This window comes from Skermanella sp., from assembly GCF_059503625.1.
Window position 1 is genome coordinate 1 of sequence record NZ_JCACHA010000632.1, and the last position, 15,195, is coordinate 15,195.

Consider the following 15,195-nt stretch of genomic DNA (forward strand, 5'->3'; position numbering starts at 1 on the left):
CAATGACCGACCTGCTGAACGTCCGAGATCTGCATGTTGAATTCCGCGTCGCCGAAGGTGTCATCCGGGCGGTGCGCGGCATCTCATTCCGGGTCCGGCCGGGCAGCACCGTAGCCCTGGTGGGAGAGTCCGGATCGGGCAAGTCGGTGGTGGCGCAGGCCATCATGGGCATCCTGCCCCGCCCGGCCCGGATCACGAAGGGCGAGATCCTGTTCTCCGACCCGGAGTTCCCCAAGACCATCGACATCGCCAAGCTGAAACCGGAAAGCGGCAAGATGCGGTCGATCCGGGGCGGCAACATCTCGATCATCTTTCAGGAGCCGATGACCTCGCTGTCGCCGCTCCACACCGTCGGCAACCAGGTCGGCGAAGCGGTCATGCTCCACCGCAACGTCGACAGCGCCCAGGCGCGCGAGCTGACCGCTGATATGCTGCGGCTGGTGGGTTTCCCCGACCCGAAGCGCGCGGTGGACACCTACCCCTTCGAACTGTCCGGCGGTCTGCGCCAGCGCGCGATGATCGCGATGGCGCTGATCTGCCATCCGTCGCTGCTGATCGCGGACGAGCCGACCACCGCTCTCGACGTCACCATCCAGGCGCAGATCCTGAAACTGCTGGCCGACCTTCAGGGCGAACTCGGCATGGCCGTGCTGATTATCACCCATGACCTGGGCGTCGTCGCCAACGTCGCCGAGGAAGTCGTCGTGATGTACCGGGGCGAGGTGATGGAATCCGGCGAGATGCGCGACATCTTCGCGGAGCCGCGCCACCCCTATCTGAAGGCCCTGCTGCGCGCCGTCCCGCGCTTCCACATGCATCCCGGCGAACGGCTGGTGCCGATCCGGGAGATCAAGTCGGCCGGCGGCAAGATGCTGGACGCCACATCGGAGCCCTGGCCCGTCGACGCCGCCGGCCCGCTGCTGAGCGTCGGCAACATCACCAAGCGGTTCGAAACGCGCAAATCCGGCTGGTTCAACCGCAAGCCCGCCGGCGGCGGCGTGCTGGCCGTCGACGATGTCAGCTTCGAGATCCGCCGGGGCGAATGCCTGGGGCTGGTCGGCGAGTCCGGCTGCGGCAAGACCACGCTGTCGAAGATCCTGATGCGGGCGCTGACGCCCGATACCGGCTCCATCCTGTTCAACGACCGGGGCAGCATGGTCGATGTGCTCGGGCTGGAAGGCGACAAGCTGATCAAGTTCCGCCGCAACCTGCAATTCATCTTCCAGGACCCGTTCAGTTCGCTGAACCCGCGCATGACGGTGTACGACATCGTCGCCGAACCCCTGATCATCCACGATATCGGCGACGCGGAGCACCGCCGGGCGCTGGTCAAGGAGCTGATGAACCTCGTGGGATTGGATGTCAGGCATCTGAAGCGCTATCCACACAGCTTCTCCGGCGGCCAGCGCCAGCGCATCGGCATCGCCCGCGCCCTGGCATTGCGGCCCGACCTGCTGATCTGCGACGAGCCGGTATCCGCTCTCGATGTCTCGATCCAGGCCCAGATCCTCAACCTGCTGAAGGACCTGAAGGACAAGCTGGGACTGACCTATCTCTTCATCTCGCACAACCTCGCCGTGGTCGATTACATCGCCGACCGGATCATGGTGATGTGCCGGGGCCGGATCGTGGAGATAGCGCCCCGCGCCGCCCTGTTCCGCAACCCCGTCCACCCCTATACCCGCGCCCTGCTGACGGCGGTCCCCGACCCCGATCCCAACTTCCGGCTCGATCTGGCCCTGCTGAGGGAAGGCCGCGCGTCCGATCCCAGCGCCTGGGCTCCCCCCTTCACGATCGACGGCGACAATCGTCCCGGCATGATCGATCTGGGCAACGGTCATCTCGTGCGCGCCAAGGCCCACCCTGCATTGCTGGAGCTGGCTTCATGACCCGCATCCGCGCTTGGTTTGCAACTCTCCTGCTCGTCCTCCTGTTCGGCCTGCCGGCAGCGTCACCCTCCCTTGCCGCCCTGGAGACGCCCTATCTGGCCGAGAAAGTCGCCGGCGGAAAACTGCCCCCGGTCGATCAGCGGATACCCGCCGAACCACATTTAGTGACGTTCGATGACGATAGCGGAAAACCAGGGCAACCCGGCGGCGACTTGACCATGATGATGGCGCGGGCCAAGGACGTACGCATCCTCTTCGCGTACTTCTATGCCAGATTGGTCGCGTACGACACCGACCTCGACCTCGAAGCGGATATCCTCAAGTCGGTCGAGTCCGAGGACAACAAGGTCTTCACCCTCCATCTGCGGCCCGGACACCGCTGGTCCGACGGCTCTCCCTTCACTGCGGAGGATTTCCGCTACTGGTGGGAAGACGTCATCCTCAATCCCGACCTGCCGCCTTTCACCCCGCCGCCGGAGATGCTGTCCGGCGGCGAGCCGCCCAAGTTCGAAGTCCTGGACGAGACCACCGTCCGCTACACCTGGAAGGAGCCGAATCCGGTCTTCCTGCCGGCCCTGGCGGCAGCCCGTCCGCTGGAGATCTTCGGCCCTTCGGCCTACCTGAAAAAGTTTCACGTGAAATACGCCGAGGCGGCGGAGCTGAAGGTGCTCGTCAAGGAGGCGGGACAGAAGAGCTGGGCGCATCTCCATAACCGGATGGACAACGCCTACGACAACGACAACCCCGATATGCCGACGCTCCAGCCCTGGGTCAACACGACGGCGGCTCCAGCCGAGCGGTTCGTCTTCGTCCGCAACCCCTTCTACCACCGCATCGACGAGGCGGGGCATCAGCTCCCCTATATCGACCGTATCCTGGTCCAGATCGCGGACAGCAAGATCATCCCGGCCAAGGCCGGTGCCGGAGAGGCGGATCTTCAGGCCCGCTATATCCGGTTCGACAACTACACCTTCCTGAAGCAGGCGGCGAAGCGGAACGATTACAAGGTCGACCTCTGGAAAGTCGGCAGCGGCGCCCATCTGGCGCTCTTCCCCAACATGAACACTTCGGACCCGGAATGGCGGAAGCTGTTCCGCGACATCCGCCTGCGCCGCGCCCTGTCCCTCGCCATCGACCGCGACGAGTTGAACGAGGTGATCTATTACGGGCTGGCCCAGGCATCCAACAATACGGTTCTGCCCCGCTCTCCCCTGTTCAAGCCGGAATACCAGAAGGCCTGGACCAATTACGACGTGGCCCAGGCCAACCGCCTGCTGGACGAGATCGGCCTGACCAAGCGCGGTTCGGAAAACGTCCGGCTGCTGCCCGACGGGCGCCCGATGGAGATCATCGTCGAGACGGCCGGCGAGAGCACCGAGGAAGTCGACGTGCTGGAACTGATAGCAGACAGCTGGCGGAAGATCGGGGTCAAGCTGTTCACCAAGCCGTCCCAGCTCGAAGTGCTGCGCAACCGCATCTATGCCGGCCAGACCATGATGGCCATCGCCAAGGGCGTCGACAACGGCATCCCGACGGCCGACATGGCCCCGACCGAGTTCGTGCCGGTGGACCAGAACCAGTACGAGTGGCCGAAATGGGGCCAGTACTACCAGACCGGCGGCACGGCCGGCGAAAAGCCCGACATGCCTCAGCCGATGCAGCTGATGGACCTGATGACGGAGTGGCGGACCGCCAAGGACACGGCGGCCCGCGCCGATGCCTGGCACCGCATCCTCGCGATCCATGCCGACAACGTCTTCACGATCGGCTTGATCAACGGCACGCTTCAGCCGGTGGTCGTGCGCTCCACGCTGCGCAACGTGCCGGACGAAGGCATCTTCAGCTGGGACCCGGGAGCGCATTTCGGCATCTACCGGCCCGATACGTTCTGGTTCGCTCAAAAGAGCTGATTGCTCAGGTTTAGGAAGGGACGACCGATCACCATGCTGGGCTTCTTCGTGCGACGGATCATGGTGATGATCCCTACCCTGCTCGCCATCAGCGCCATCACCTTCGTCATCATCCAGTTGCCGCCGGGCGACTACCTGACGACGCTGATGACTGAGCTCGAAAGCCGGGGCGAGGCGATCGACCAGAGCAGGCTCCAGTTCCTGCGCGAGACCTACGGCTTGGACAAGCCGATGATCGAGCAGTATTTCGTCTGGCTCGGCGGCATGCTGACCGGCGACTACGGCTATTCGTTCGAATACAACAGGCCGGTGGCAGACGTGGTCGGCGACCGGATGCTGCTGACCATCGTCGTGTCCTTCGCCACCATTATCTTCATCTGGGTTGTCTCGTTCCCGATCGGGATCTACTCGGCGACACACCAGTACAGCCTGGGCGACTATGGATTGACCTTCCTGGGATTCTTAGGATTGGCCACTCCCAACTTCCTGCTGGCGCTGGTGCTGCTCTACTTCGCCAACGTGACGTTCGGCACGTCCATCGGCGGCCTGATGGACCCGGTCTACATGGATGCGCCGTGGAGCTGGGGAAAGGTGGTGTCGGTGCTGGAGCACCTGTGGATTCCCGTGATCGTGATCGGCACCAGCGGCACCGCCGGCATGATCCGGCGGCTGCGCGCCAACCTGCTGGACGAGCTGCACAAGCAGTATGTCGTGACCGCGCGGGCCAAGGGCCTGTCGCCGGCCAAGGTGCTCTGGAAATATCCGCTCCGGATGGCGATCAACCCCTTCATCTCCGACATCGGCAATTTGCTGCCGCAGATCGTTTCAGGGGCCGCCGTGGTCTCCATCGTGCTGTCGCTGCCGACGACGGGTCCGATGCTGCTGGATGCGCTCCGCAGCCAGGACATGTATCTGGCCGGCTCGTTCCTGATGTTCCTGGCGCTGCTGACGGTCGTCGGCGTCTTCCTGTCCGACGTGGCGTTGGCCATGCTCGACCCCCGCATCCGGCTCGAAGGGGGGGCCAGCCGATGACCGCCGACCGGCTCGACCACTACGTCTCCACCGCACCGTTCGACCCCTACGCGGTCGAGCACATGTCGCCGGAGCAGGAACGCTACTACATGGCGTCCCAGTGGCGGATGATGTGGTGGAAACTGAAGCGCCACCGGCTCGCCGTGCTGTCCGGCGCTATCCTCGCCTTCATGTACTTCACGATCCTGATATCGGAATTCCTGTCGCCCTACGCGCTGGATAGCCGGCACATCCACCACATCTACGCCCCGCCCCAGTCGGTCCACCTGTTCCACGAGGGCAGCTTCGTCGGTCCCTTCGTCTACGGCTTCGACTACCGGCTCGACATGGACACGCTCCAGCGGGTCTACACGGTGGACGAAACCGACGTTCAGCCCATCCGGTTCTTCTGCCGGGGCGACGGTTACGATTTCTGGGGGATGGTCCCGGCCAGCGTCCATCTGATGTGCCCGTCGGAAGGCGGCACCCTGTTCCTGCTCGGCACCGACCGGCTGGGACGCGACATGCTGAGCCGCATCCTCTACGGCACCCGGATCTCGCTGACCGTCGGCCTGATCGGCATCACTATCAGCTTCGTCCTGGGCATCGTGATCGGCGGCGTCGCCGGCTACTATGGCGGCTGGATCGACAACGTGACCCAGCGCTTCATCGAAGTGCTGCGCTCCTTCCCCGAACTGCCGCTCTGGATGGCCTTGTCCGCCGCCCTGCCCGTCACCTGGAGCCCGATCCTGATCTATTTCGGGATCACGCTGATCCTGGGCCTGCTCGACTGGACCGGCCTCGCCCGCGCGGTGCGCTCCAAGCTGCTGGCCCTGCGGGAGGAGGACTTCTGCACGGCCGCCCAGCTGATGGGCGCCAGCCCCCGGCGCATCATCGGCCGCCACCTGCTGCCCAGCTTCATGAGCCACCTGATCGCCTCCGCGACCCTGTCGATTCCCGGCATGATCCTGGGGGAGACGGCGCTGTCGTTCCTGGGACTGGGATTGCGCCCCCCCATCACCAGCTGGGGCGTCCTGCTGAACGAGGCGCAGAACATCAACGTCGTGGCTCTATATCCCTGGCTGATGCTGCCGGTGGTGCCGGTGATCGTCGTCGTCCTTGCCTTCAACTTCCTCGGCGATGGCCTGCGCGATGCCGCCGACCCCTATCGGTGAGGAGCCCGCATCAGAGTTCCAGCACCATCCCCTCGAACGCCACAAGCGTTCCGGGTCTCATCTCCTCCGCCGCCACGGCGATGCCGTCCATGACGGTATCGTCGTGGTTGGGTTCATGGTGGAAGATCACCGCCCGCCCTACCCCGGCGGCATCGGCCACCCGGCAGCCCTGCTGCCATGTGGAATGCCCCCAGCCGACATGCTTGGGATAGGCCGCGTCGGTGTACATGCCGTCGTAGATCATGACGTCGGCACCGCGCGCCAGTTCCAGCACGGCGTCGTCATGGCCTTCGGCCAGGTGCTCTGTATCCGTCACGATCGCCAGCACCCGCCCGCCGAACTCCACCCGGTAGCCGCAGCAGCCGTTCGGGTGGTTGAGCGGTCCGGTCGCGATCCTGATATCCGGGCGCGGTTGCAGGACGGCGCCGCATTGGAAGTCGTTGAACGTGCAGGAGCCGTAGAAGGCGGAGAGAGGCACCGGGAACAGGGGCGCTATCATCATGTCGCACAAGACGGACTGGATCGTCTGCGGCGGCGACAAGTGACCCGCCCACAAGCGCAGCCGGTTGCGCGGATCGAAGGCCGGGACGAAGAACGGCAGGCCGGCGACATGGTCGAAATGGGTGTGGGTGAAGAACAGGTCGAGATCGACCGGCGCCTCGCCCGCCAACTGGCCGCCGAACGCCCGGATGCCCGTTCCCGCGTCGAAGATCATCAGGTGTCCGCCACACCTCACTTCGATGCAAGTCGTGTTGCCACCATATCTCATCGTCTCGGGACCGGGCGCCGGTATACTGCCTCGGACGCCCCAGAACCGGACGGTGAAGTCTGCGGAAGCCGGCGGCCTCAAAGGGCTGGCCGTTCGTTATATTTTTCGCACATGGGCTCTAATTTGGCGGGGGGTTGGTGCGGAGTCGAGAAAAATTCCAGATAGCAACGAAACAAGAACAACATTAGCCTGTTGATATGCTAGACATGTACTGACAGGAGCGATCGACCATGGCCAGCGCCAGGAACGACCACGACAACGCGGCGGACCCGAAGTCTCCGGACGGCGGCACCCCGTCCAACACGGAGAAGGACCCGTCGGAATGGACCACCGGCGACGAACCGATGACCGGCGCCCAGGCTTCGTACCTCAAGACGCTGAGCGAAGAGGCGAAGGAGGAGTTCGATTCGTCGCTCAACAAGGCAGACGCCTCGCGGCGCATCGACGAGCTTCAGAACAAGACGGGCCGCGGCAAGCAGAGCTGAAGGCCTTGCCGGAAAAAGTAAAGGCCTGCATTTTTCTTGTTAACCTTAAGCTCGCGTTAACCAAAACAGCCTATAACAAGGGTATCGCATCTGTGGTGCGGTTCCTCCATGTAAAGCAACTCGGCGGCTCCGTCAGGCATTGGCCCACGGAGCCGCTTTTTTGTCATCGTCACGCCGACCAAGACCTTGATGACGTTCACCACGATGCCTGACAGGGCGACCGAGCAGAAGACGAAGAACGACGCTGAAGCCAACCAGTTGGACATGGCGGCAGGACGGCGGCCGGAAAAGCCGTACCGGCCTGCAAGAACAAGCAGGAGGGCAAGGATACCGGTAGGAACGAGCGTCCACTTGCTGTCGCCGATTTCCGTCAAGGCACCGAAGAACAAGAATATGTGCGGTTCCGCGCCTTGGATCAGGTCGTAGACGGCACGGTCCAGATGACTCAGGAAAACATGGCCCGGCAGCAGGAGGAGAAGGCACCAGACCGAATACCGCGCCAGCGGCAAGTCTGCGGAAAACCGGCTGCGCATTGCGACCCTATCGTTGCCGATAAGCGGACATGGAGGCGAAGGAACTCACCTCGGCTACCGACAGGAGCAATCAATACGCGGTAAAGGTTAGAGGAAAGTTACGCTTTAACGGCGATAGAGTGACAGTAGCGAACTCCTTCCATGGGAGTAATTGAAACCGCTGATTGTTTCAATTGATACTGGCTGAATGTTATCCACTACGGCCCGATCGAGAAAGGCTTGGTTCTGCCTTTGGTCGACCAGAGCCAAGGCGCAGGCATCTCCTGCCAGAGCCTTGGCCGCCGCGGCACCATCCCCCGTCAACACGGTATCCGTGCCGGTCAGGAAGACGAGGCTGGGTTCGGTGAAACCGGCGGACACGAGCACGCTGCCGGGACAGGGCCGCGCTCGCCATACCGCCTCTGCGATGCGGGGGCTGAGCCAGATAGTCTCCAGTTGCGGGAACACAACCTGGAACGCCAGGAGATAGAGCCCGAACGCACCCGCCGTCAGCACGGCTACCGAACGCCGCAGCCACTCCCTCCGGTACAGGACGACGCCGTAGGCCAGCACCGCCAGCGTGACCAGCGCCAGCAGGATCGGCAGCGGGTCGAAACGCTTCTCGACCACGGCCGGCAAGGCTGCCATGGCGCCGGTCAGCGCCAAGGCTGTCACCGCGAACAGCACGGCCGCCGTTCCGGTCAGCCAGGCCCGCGCCTTGCCGAAGCCGTCCAGGACAGCCCGTGCCGCCAGCAGGGCGAACGCCGCATAGGTCGGCAGGATGTAATGGAACAGCTTGGTCGGCACCGCCTCGAACACCAGCCAGCTCGGAACGATCCAGGCGAGGCAGAACAGCACGGCCGGATCGCGCCGGTTGTTCCAAACCCACGGAATAGCCGGCAGCGCCAGCAGCGACCAGGGCCAGAACGTGACGGGAAACAACAGGGTATAGTAGCCGGGCGGGAAGCCCTTGGACTCCTGCCCTCCCGCCACCTTGGCCATCATGTCGTGACCGACCGATTCGGCGAAGAAGGAGCCGTGGGTCTTGACCGTGATCAGGATCAGCCACGGCGCCACGAGCGCCAGCATCAACGGCAGCCCCAGCTTGGGCCGCAGAGGTGCCAGCCAGCCTATCCCACGCTGCGCCACCGACAGCCATAGGATCGTGCCGCCGGTGACCAGCAGGATGATCGGCCCCTTCAGCAGGATGCCGACGCCCAGCGCTCCCCAGAACAGCAGGACGAGGCCCAGTCCCATGGCTTCCCGCATCTCCCGGCGCAGCCAAAGGCCGGCCAATACCCCCTGGGCGGCGACGATCGCCGCGAACAGAGCCGCATCGGTCTTGGCCGTACGCGCTTCCACCCCCAGCAGGACGGTGCCGGCCAGCATGACGGCGCCGAGGAAACCCGCTATTGGTCCAAACAGGCTGCTGCCGACCCAGAAGGTCAGCAGCACGGCAAGCGTGGCGCCGACCAGGGACGGCAGCCGGTATGCCCAGATGGCGGCCTGCTCCGGCCCTCCCGCCAGCGTCACCGCCGCCGACTGCATCCAGTAGATGCCGACCGGCTTCTTGTGACGCGCTTCGTCCTGGAAGCGGATATCGACGAAGTCCCTGCTCTCCAGCATCTGGCGCGTCGCCTGCGCGAAACGGGCTTCGTCCCGGTCCATCGGCGGCAGGCTGAAGAAGCCGGGAAGGAAGAGCAGAAGGCAGAGAGCGGCAAGGGCAACGGCGAGAGCCGTCCGCTTGGGCCAAGTAATGGACCGGCCGGCAGTATCGCTAATCACCGCGCTCACGATTGAGGTGCTCTTCCGACTTCGGGAATGGTATCGGCCTTCTCGCGCCTATTGCGCCGGATCAGCCAGATGTTGCGGGCGTAGATCACCAGACCTAAAGCCTGCCCCAGGATGAAGACGGGGTCTTGGCGATAGATCGCATAGGCCAGCAGCGTAATGCCGCCGGCGACGCTGAAATACCAGAAGGCTTCCGGCACGATGCTGCGCTTGATGCGCTCGCTATGAATCCACTGAATCAGGAAGCGCATGGAAAAAAGCGCCTGCCCCAGGAACCCGATCGCCGTCCAGACGGAAAGCATTGCTCCACCCATTCCGCTCAGTGAGCCTGTTCGATGCCGTCTTCGATGATGGCCACTGGCAAGCGGGTACGGCGCTTCAACCATAAAACGCCCAGAAGATCGACGATGCCGATGGCCGCACGGCCCAGGTTGCCGTATTTCGAGACGCCACGGCGGCGCGGGCGGTGATTGACCTCGACATAGTCGACACGATAGCCGTGGATCTGGAACAGCGCCGGCAGGAAACGGTGCATGGCGCCGAAGAAGGGCAGCGCCAGGAAGGCGTCGCGCCGGAACACCTTGATGCCGCACCCCGTATCGATGCAGCCGTCGCTCAGGACCCTCTGGCGCAATCCATTGGCGATCTTCGTCGCGACCCGTTTCGACCAGACGTCGCGCCGCTTGCGGCGCAACCCGCCGACCAGTTCCGGTCCGCCATCGGCGAAGGCGCGGTTCAGCAGGTTTGGGATATCGGCCGGATCGTTCTGCCCGTCGCCGTCGAGCGTCGCGATCCAGACGCCGCGCGCCGCGCGTACGCCCGTCCAGACCGCAGTGCTCTGGCCCGATCGGCTGGCGTGACGCAGGACACGTACGGCCGCTCCGGAATTGGATGCCGCAATGCCCCGCTCCAGAGCGAGACGTCCCGCCGTTCCGTCATCGCTGCAATCGTCGACGAAGATGACCTCGTAGTCGCCTGTTTCGGCCAGCGCCGCCCGGATTTCCGCCAGCAGCGGCAATACGTTGTCAGCCTCGTTGTGGACGGGGATGACGACGGACAGAAGCAAGGGCTCCTGTACGGGTGCCACCGTCGGCATGACTATGGCGGGAAAAGCGCTGTTCACAGGAAAAATACCCCCAAGGGCATGGCCTCACGAGATGCGGCATCATAACCAAGTGGGGAGGAGAAGGAAGACTTTTAAAATCGAGTCACGAATTCTTAAAAAATTGTAATATTGGTTGGCGCGATCACTTGAGACAGACCGGCCTGTACTTTTTGATTACGCCCAAACTCAAGTCAGGGAAATCAGGGCACCAGCCGGTAGCCGCCCGGCTCGGTCACAAGGATCTCGGCGTTCGACGGATCCCGCTCGATCTTCTGGCGCAGGCGGTAGACATGCGTTTCCAGCGTATGGGTCGTGACGCCGGCATTATAGCCCCAGACTTCGCCCAGCAGCGTATCGCGGCCGACGACCTTCTCACCGGCACGGTAGAGATATTTGAGGATCGCCGTTTCCTTCTCGGTCAGCCTGATCTTCTTGTTGCCGGTCTCGGTCATCAGGAGCTTCACGCTCGGGCGAAACGTATAGGGACCGATGGCGAAGACGGCGTCCTCGCTCTGTTCGAACTGGCGCAATTGGGCTCGCAGGCGGGCCAGCAGCAGGCTCAGGCGGAACGGCTTGGTCACGTAGTCGTTGGCGCCGCTGTCCAGCCCCAGGATCGCGTCGCTGTCGCTTCCGGCGGCCGTCAGCATGATGATGGGGCTTCGCACGCCTTCGCGCCGCATGAGCCGGCACAGCTCCCTGCCATCCATGTCGGGCAATCCGACGTCGAGCAGGATCGCGTCGAAATAACCCTGCCGGACGATGGCAAGAGCGGCCGAAGCATCGCCTGCCTCGACCGTCTCGAATTCCTCGAGCAGTTGAAGTTGCTCGGCCAGGGACTGGCGCAATGCCACATCGTCATCGACCAGCAGAATTTTCTTGCCCGGCGTCATTATTACCCCTGTCTGGTTCCCGGCATGTAAATCCGGGAAGGCTCAGCGCTGAACCTCGACTCCGCGCCAGAACGCGACATGGTCCTTGATCGCGGCGGCCGCCTCTTTCGGATCGGGATAGTACCACGCGGCATCGCGGTTTTCGACGCCGTCGACGCTTATCGAATGGTAGTGCGCCGTGCCCTTCCAGGGACACACGGTAGTCTTGTTCGACGGCTGGAAATAATCGCGTTTGATGGTATCAGCTGGAAAGTAGACGTTGCCTTCGACCAGTTCGAAGCGGTCGCTTTCGGCGATAACCTTACCAGTCCAGACGGCCTTGGCCATGTCATCCTCCTGTTGAGAACCGGCACCGGAAACACGGTGCCAGGAGGGGTACATGGTGCGCCGGGATCATGGGAAAACCCCACGGATCCTTCAGAGAGGATGGTGCCCAGGAGAAGACTCGAACTTCCACGACCTTTCGGCCACAGGTACCTGAAACCTGCGCGTCTACCAATTCCGCCACCTGGGCAGCGCGGAGCCGCTAGATACTGTGCCGGAGCTTATGCTGTCAAAGACTTTCAGCGCGGGCGTGCGAAAATATCGACATGCCCGATGATCGCGGTCAGTTGACCCTTCGCCGCTTCTTCCAGCCGGCGCTGCGCCCAGCCTTCGATCGCGTCGGTCCGGTCCGGCGGTGCGATCTCCAGCGCCGCGTTCCGATAGCCCTCGAGCAGAGCGCCGTGCATGGCGGTATCTGCGGGTCCGATGTTCCAGTCGCTTTCGGCGGTGAAGACGTCGAACCCGTGTCGCGCCAGCAGTTCGGCGAGCAACGGCGGGGCATGGCGGCCAAGGCCCGGTCCGAAGCCCTTGTCGGTCGCCTGGTGAGCTTCTATCCAGCCGCGCACTTCGCCATCGGCCGGATCTTCCGGCGCCCACGCCAGCCGGCCGTCGACGCTGAGGGTAAACAGGACGGGCCGTGGAGCCTGCGCCAGCCACTGGACGAACCGTTCGGCCCAGTCGCCTGAAACGAGATCGAAGAGAGCCGTGGAAACGATGCCGTCGAAGGCAGCTGGATCGAGCCTGTCGAGATCGTGCACAAGGTCGACCTGCCGGCATTCCCACTCGAAGGGGAGGGTGGAGGCGTGCTGCCGCCAGCGCGCCACTTCCCCATCGGCGGCTTCCAGAAGCACCCGGTCATGGTCGGCAAGCATCCAGCGCTGACCGGCGCGTCCAAGGCGGGGCGCCAGATAGCGAAGATTGGCGCCGGTTCCGGCGGCCAGATCGAGCAGGCGGGGATTTTCAGGCAACGAGCCGGCGAAAAGCCCAGTCAGACGATCGGCCCGGGCCGAATCGTCGAAGGCAGAGCGAAGCCGGAGCCAGCCGGGATCGAAGCCGCTAATGGCGTCCATGGCCCTGCCGTCGTCGTCACGCCCTGGCAAGGGACCTGCGCAAAGCCGGCTCAAGCCCGGCCAGTTCGGCGGCGAACCTGTCGGCCGCATCTTCCCAGGTCGGCAGCGCCGAAGCGGCATTCCTGGCGGCTGCCGTCAGGCTGGACCGCAGGCCTGCATCGGTCAGCAACCGGCGCAGAGCGTCGGCCAGGGCGGCGGCATCTCCAGGTGGGACGAGAATGCCGGCATCGGTCGGGACCGTCGTCGGAATGGCGCCGGCATTCGAACTGACGACCGGCAGCCCGTGCGACAAGGCTTCGGCCAGCGCCATGCCGTAACCCTCGTAGTAGGACGGCAGCACGAAGACATCGGCGGCATGGTAGTGGCGCTGGAGCGCTTCCGGTTCGATCTCGTCCATCAAGGCGATGCGGCCGGAAAGGTCGTGCCGGACTATCGCTTCCTGAACCGCCAGGGTCGCTCCGGCGTCGCGGGTGATGCTGCCGATGCAGGTCAGGCGCCAGGGCAGATCGGTCAATCGGCTCAGGGCTTCCACCAGGACCAGATGACCCTTGCGCGGGGTGACGGTAGCGACGCAGAGAAGATTGGGTTCATCCTTGCCCGATCCCACTGCCGGCGCTTCCGGCCGGTCGGTGCCGGGTTCCACGACGCCCAGCCGGTCCCGCGTCACGTGGAAGCCGGCGAGCAGAGTTTCCGCGGTGGCGGGACTGGTCACGACGATCCGCTGGACGCGGGCCAGACTGCCCTGCTCGATCTGCTTGAGCGTGCGCGCCTGGGCCTCGCTCAGCCCCAGTTCGAGGGAGAGGGGATGATGGACGAGCGCCACGAGGCGCAGACGGTGGTTCTCGACCATCAGGCTGCCGGCGACGCCCGGCAGCGCCAGACCGTCGATCACGACAAGGGCGCCGTCCGGCAGTCCGGCCAGGACACGGTCGGCCTCGAAGATAGCTTCCTGATCGACCAGCGGGTAAGTGCCGGGGAGCGAATGGACGTGCACCTGGATGCCGCGAGCCCGCAACCCGGCGACGATGCGCGCATCGTAGAGATAACCGCCGGTCTTCTGATCCAGCGCCCCGGGAAGGACCAGATGGAGTTCGGCACTCATTTCCCGGCTTCCACCGGCGTAAGCGGGGCCTCGTAGGTCGCCCAGGCAAGGTGGGATTCGTGCAGCGTGATCTTCAGGCTGTCGAGGTCCTTGCCACCTTCTCCCAGCGCACCGTCCATGATCCGGGCGCTCAGGCGGCGGTGGATCTCGCCGCACAGGAACTCGGTCGTCGTGTTGGAGCCGGTCAGTTCCGGCACTTCGTCGAGGTTGCGGTAGTTCAGCGGCTTCAGCACCTCCGACAGAAGCGCCGACGCCATGCCGATATCGACGATCAGTCCGTCGGCATCCAGGCTCTTCCGGCGCATTTCCAGATCGCAGATGAACGTCGCACCGTGGAGCTTCTGGGCCGGACCGAACACGGCGCCCTTGAAGCTGTGCGCGATCATGATGTGGTCACGCACCGTCAGGCTGTACATCGGACCAATCCTCCGTTTTTCTTCTGTCTGTTACGTCAGGTCCTATGCCCGATGGTAGCGGACCAGATGGCAAAGTTCATCGCCGGGATGCAGCGTCAGCCGGGGAAAAACATCCGTTAGGTCAGCAAACATTGACGAACCGGTCAAGAGGATATCAAGGCGGGAATCCTCAAGCAGATCAAGGGCAAGACCGAGCCGGTCCCGGTAGCTCCAGCGCGGCCTCATCGATGGCGCCACCGATCCGACCTGGCTGGAGAGCAGCCGCAGACGGCGCGGATGGAAGGCGGCACCCAGTGGGGCCGCCACCGGACGGGTGCCGTACCAGCTCGCCTCGACGATGGTCGCCTCGAAGCCGGCGAGCGCCAGCGCCGTCGTCAGGCCGGCCGGGTTGCCGCTGGCGTGGATCACTATGTCGCAGTCGCCCCCAGCCTCCTCGGGGAGGGCGAAGCGGACCCCAAGCGCACTGGCGACGGCCCTGCGGGCGGGGTTGACGTCTATCAGCTCGACCCGCGCTCCCGGCACGCGGCCGGCCAGCCACGCGGTCAGGCAGCCGACGACACCGGCCCCGATCACCGCGATGCGGGCGCCGACCGGGGGCAGGGCGTCCCACAGGATGTTGACCGCCGTCTCCATGTTCGCGGCCAGCGCCGCCCGGTCGGTTGGGACCGTCTCGGGGACCGGAACCGCCATATCGGCGGGTACGGCGAACAGGTCCTGGTGAGGGTGGAGACAGAAGACGCGCCGGC

The 15,195-nt window shown here is 64.3% G+C and carries 16 protein-coding genes and 1 tRNA gene; 5 read left to right on the top strand and 12 right to left on the bottom strand.

Annotated elements, in window-relative coordinates; translation table 11 throughout:
* From AC5JJ6_RS18660 to AC5JJ6_RS18675, 4 genes are all read left to right on the top strand, one after another.
* Positions 1-1,889: ABC transporter ATP-binding protein (locus AC5JJ6_RS18660; RefSeq protein ID WP_496043489.1), on the top strand; the 1,889-nt coding region annotated here is incomplete at its 5' end.
* Positions 1,886-3,799, top strand: coding sequence for an ABC transporter substrate-binding protein (locus tag AC5JJ6_RS18665; RefSeq protein ID WP_496043490.1), 1,914 nt, complete (start codon positions 1,886-1,888; stop codon positions 3,797-3,799). The genes AC5JJ6_RS18660 and AC5JJ6_RS18665, both read left to right, overlap by 4 nt.
* 33 nt (positions 3,800-3,832) lie before the next feature.
* Entirely contained in the window at positions 3,833-4,831 is a 999-nt protein-coding gene (locus AC5JJ6_RS18670) for an ABC transporter permease (RefSeq protein WP_496043491.1), read from the top strand.
* A complete protein-coding gene (locus tag AC5JJ6_RS18675) occupies positions 4,828-5,985 on the top strand; it encodes an ABC transporter permease (RefSeq protein ID WP_496043492.1) in 1,158 nt (385 codons plus the stop codon). The genes AC5JJ6_RS18670 and AC5JJ6_RS18675 overlap by 4 nt, the downstream gene beginning before the upstream one ends.
* Before the next feature lie 10 nt (positions 5,986-5,995).
* On the opposite strand, the gene AC5JJ6_RS18680 is transcribed toward AC5JJ6_RS18675, so the two are convergent.
* Positions 5,996-6,835 (bottom strand): MBL fold metallo-hydrolase, encoded by an 840-nt coding sequence (locus AC5JJ6_RS18680; protein WP_496043493.1) that lies wholly within the window; start codon positions 6,833-6,835, stop codon positions 5,996-5,998.
* A gap of 149 nt (positions 6,836-6,984) precedes the next feature.
* Here AC5JJ6_RS18680 and AC5JJ6_RS18685 point away from each other — a divergent pair, with 149 nt between their 5' ends.
* Entirely contained in the window at positions 6,985-7,239 is a 255-nt protein-coding gene (locus tag AC5JJ6_RS18685) for a DUF3072 domain-containing protein (protein WP_496043494.1), read from the top strand.
* Between the two features lie 56 nt (positions 7,240-7,295).
* On the opposite strand, the gene AC5JJ6_RS18690 is transcribed toward AC5JJ6_RS18685, so the two are convergent.
* From AC5JJ6_RS18690 to AC5JJ6_RS18740, 11 genes are all read right to left on the bottom strand, one after another.
* Positions 7,296-7,772 (bottom strand): phosphatase PAP2 family protein, encoded by a 477-nt coding sequence (locus AC5JJ6_RS18690; protein ID WP_496043495.1) that lies wholly within the window; start codon positions 7,770-7,772, stop codon positions 7,296-7,298.
* Positions 7,773-7,877: 105 nt separating this feature from the next.
* A complete protein-coding gene (locus AC5JJ6_RS18695) occupies positions 7,878-9,545 on the bottom strand; it encodes an ArnT family glycosyltransferase (RefSeq protein ID WP_496043496.1) in 1,668 nt (555 codons plus the stop codon).
* Positions 9,542-9,844, bottom strand: a complete 303-nt coding sequence (locus tag AC5JJ6_RS18700) for a lipid-A-disaccharide synthase N-terminal domain-containing protein (RefSeq protein WP_496043497.1) — start codon at positions 9,842-9,844, stop codon at positions 9,542-9,544. Before AC5JJ6_RS18700 ends, AC5JJ6_RS18695 begins: the two co-directional genes overlap by 4 nt.
* A 17-nt stretch (positions 9,845-9,861) precedes the next feature.
* Positions 9,862-10,608: a glycosyltransferase family 2 protein gene (locus AC5JJ6_RS18705; RefSeq protein WP_496043498.1), complete on the bottom strand. Its 747-nt coding sequence runs from the start codon at positions 10,606-10,608 to the stop codon at positions 9,862-9,864.
* Positions 10,609-10,847: 239 nt separating this feature from the next.
* Positions 10,848-11,537, bottom strand: a complete 690-nt coding sequence (locus tag AC5JJ6_RS18710) for a response regulator transcription factor (protein ID WP_496043499.1) — start codon at positions 11,535-11,537, stop codon at positions 10,848-10,850.
* Between the two features lie 42 nt (positions 11,538-11,579).
* The gene (locus AC5JJ6_RS18715; protein WP_496043500.1) at positions 11,580-11,864 is read right to left on the bottom strand and encodes a DUF427 domain-containing protein; all 285 of its coding nucleotides are present in this window, start codon (positions 11,862-11,864) and stop codon (positions 11,580-11,582) included.
* A gap of 100 nt (positions 11,865-11,964) precedes the next feature.
* Positions 11,965-12,051 (bottom strand) — tRNA-Leu (locus AC5JJ6_RS18720).
* A 49-nt stretch (positions 12,052-12,100) separates the two neighbouring features.
* Entirely contained in the window at positions 12,101-12,931 is an 831-nt protein-coding gene (locus tag AC5JJ6_RS18725; RefSeq protein ID WP_496043501.1) for a class I SAM-dependent methyltransferase, read from the bottom strand.
* A 16-nt stretch (positions 12,932-12,947) separates the two neighbouring features.
* On the bottom strand, positions 12,948-14,033 hold the full coding sequence (locus tag AC5JJ6_RS18730) for a glycosyltransferase family 4 protein (RefSeq protein ID WP_496043502.1): 1,086 nt from the start codon (positions 14,031-14,033) through the stop codon (positions 12,948-12,950).
* Positions 14,030-14,449, bottom strand: coding sequence for a 6-pyruvoyl trahydropterin synthase family protein (locus tag AC5JJ6_RS18735; protein WP_496043503.1), 420 nt, complete (start codon positions 14,447-14,449; stop codon positions 14,030-14,032). The genes AC5JJ6_RS18730 and AC5JJ6_RS18735 overlap by 4 nt, the downstream gene beginning before the upstream one ends.
* A 42-nt stretch (positions 14,450-14,491) precedes the next feature.
* A partial coding sequence (locus AC5JJ6_RS18740; protein ID WP_496043504.1) for a zinc-dependent alcohol dehydrogenase occupies positions 14,492-15,195 on the bottom strand: 704 nt, incomplete at its 5' end.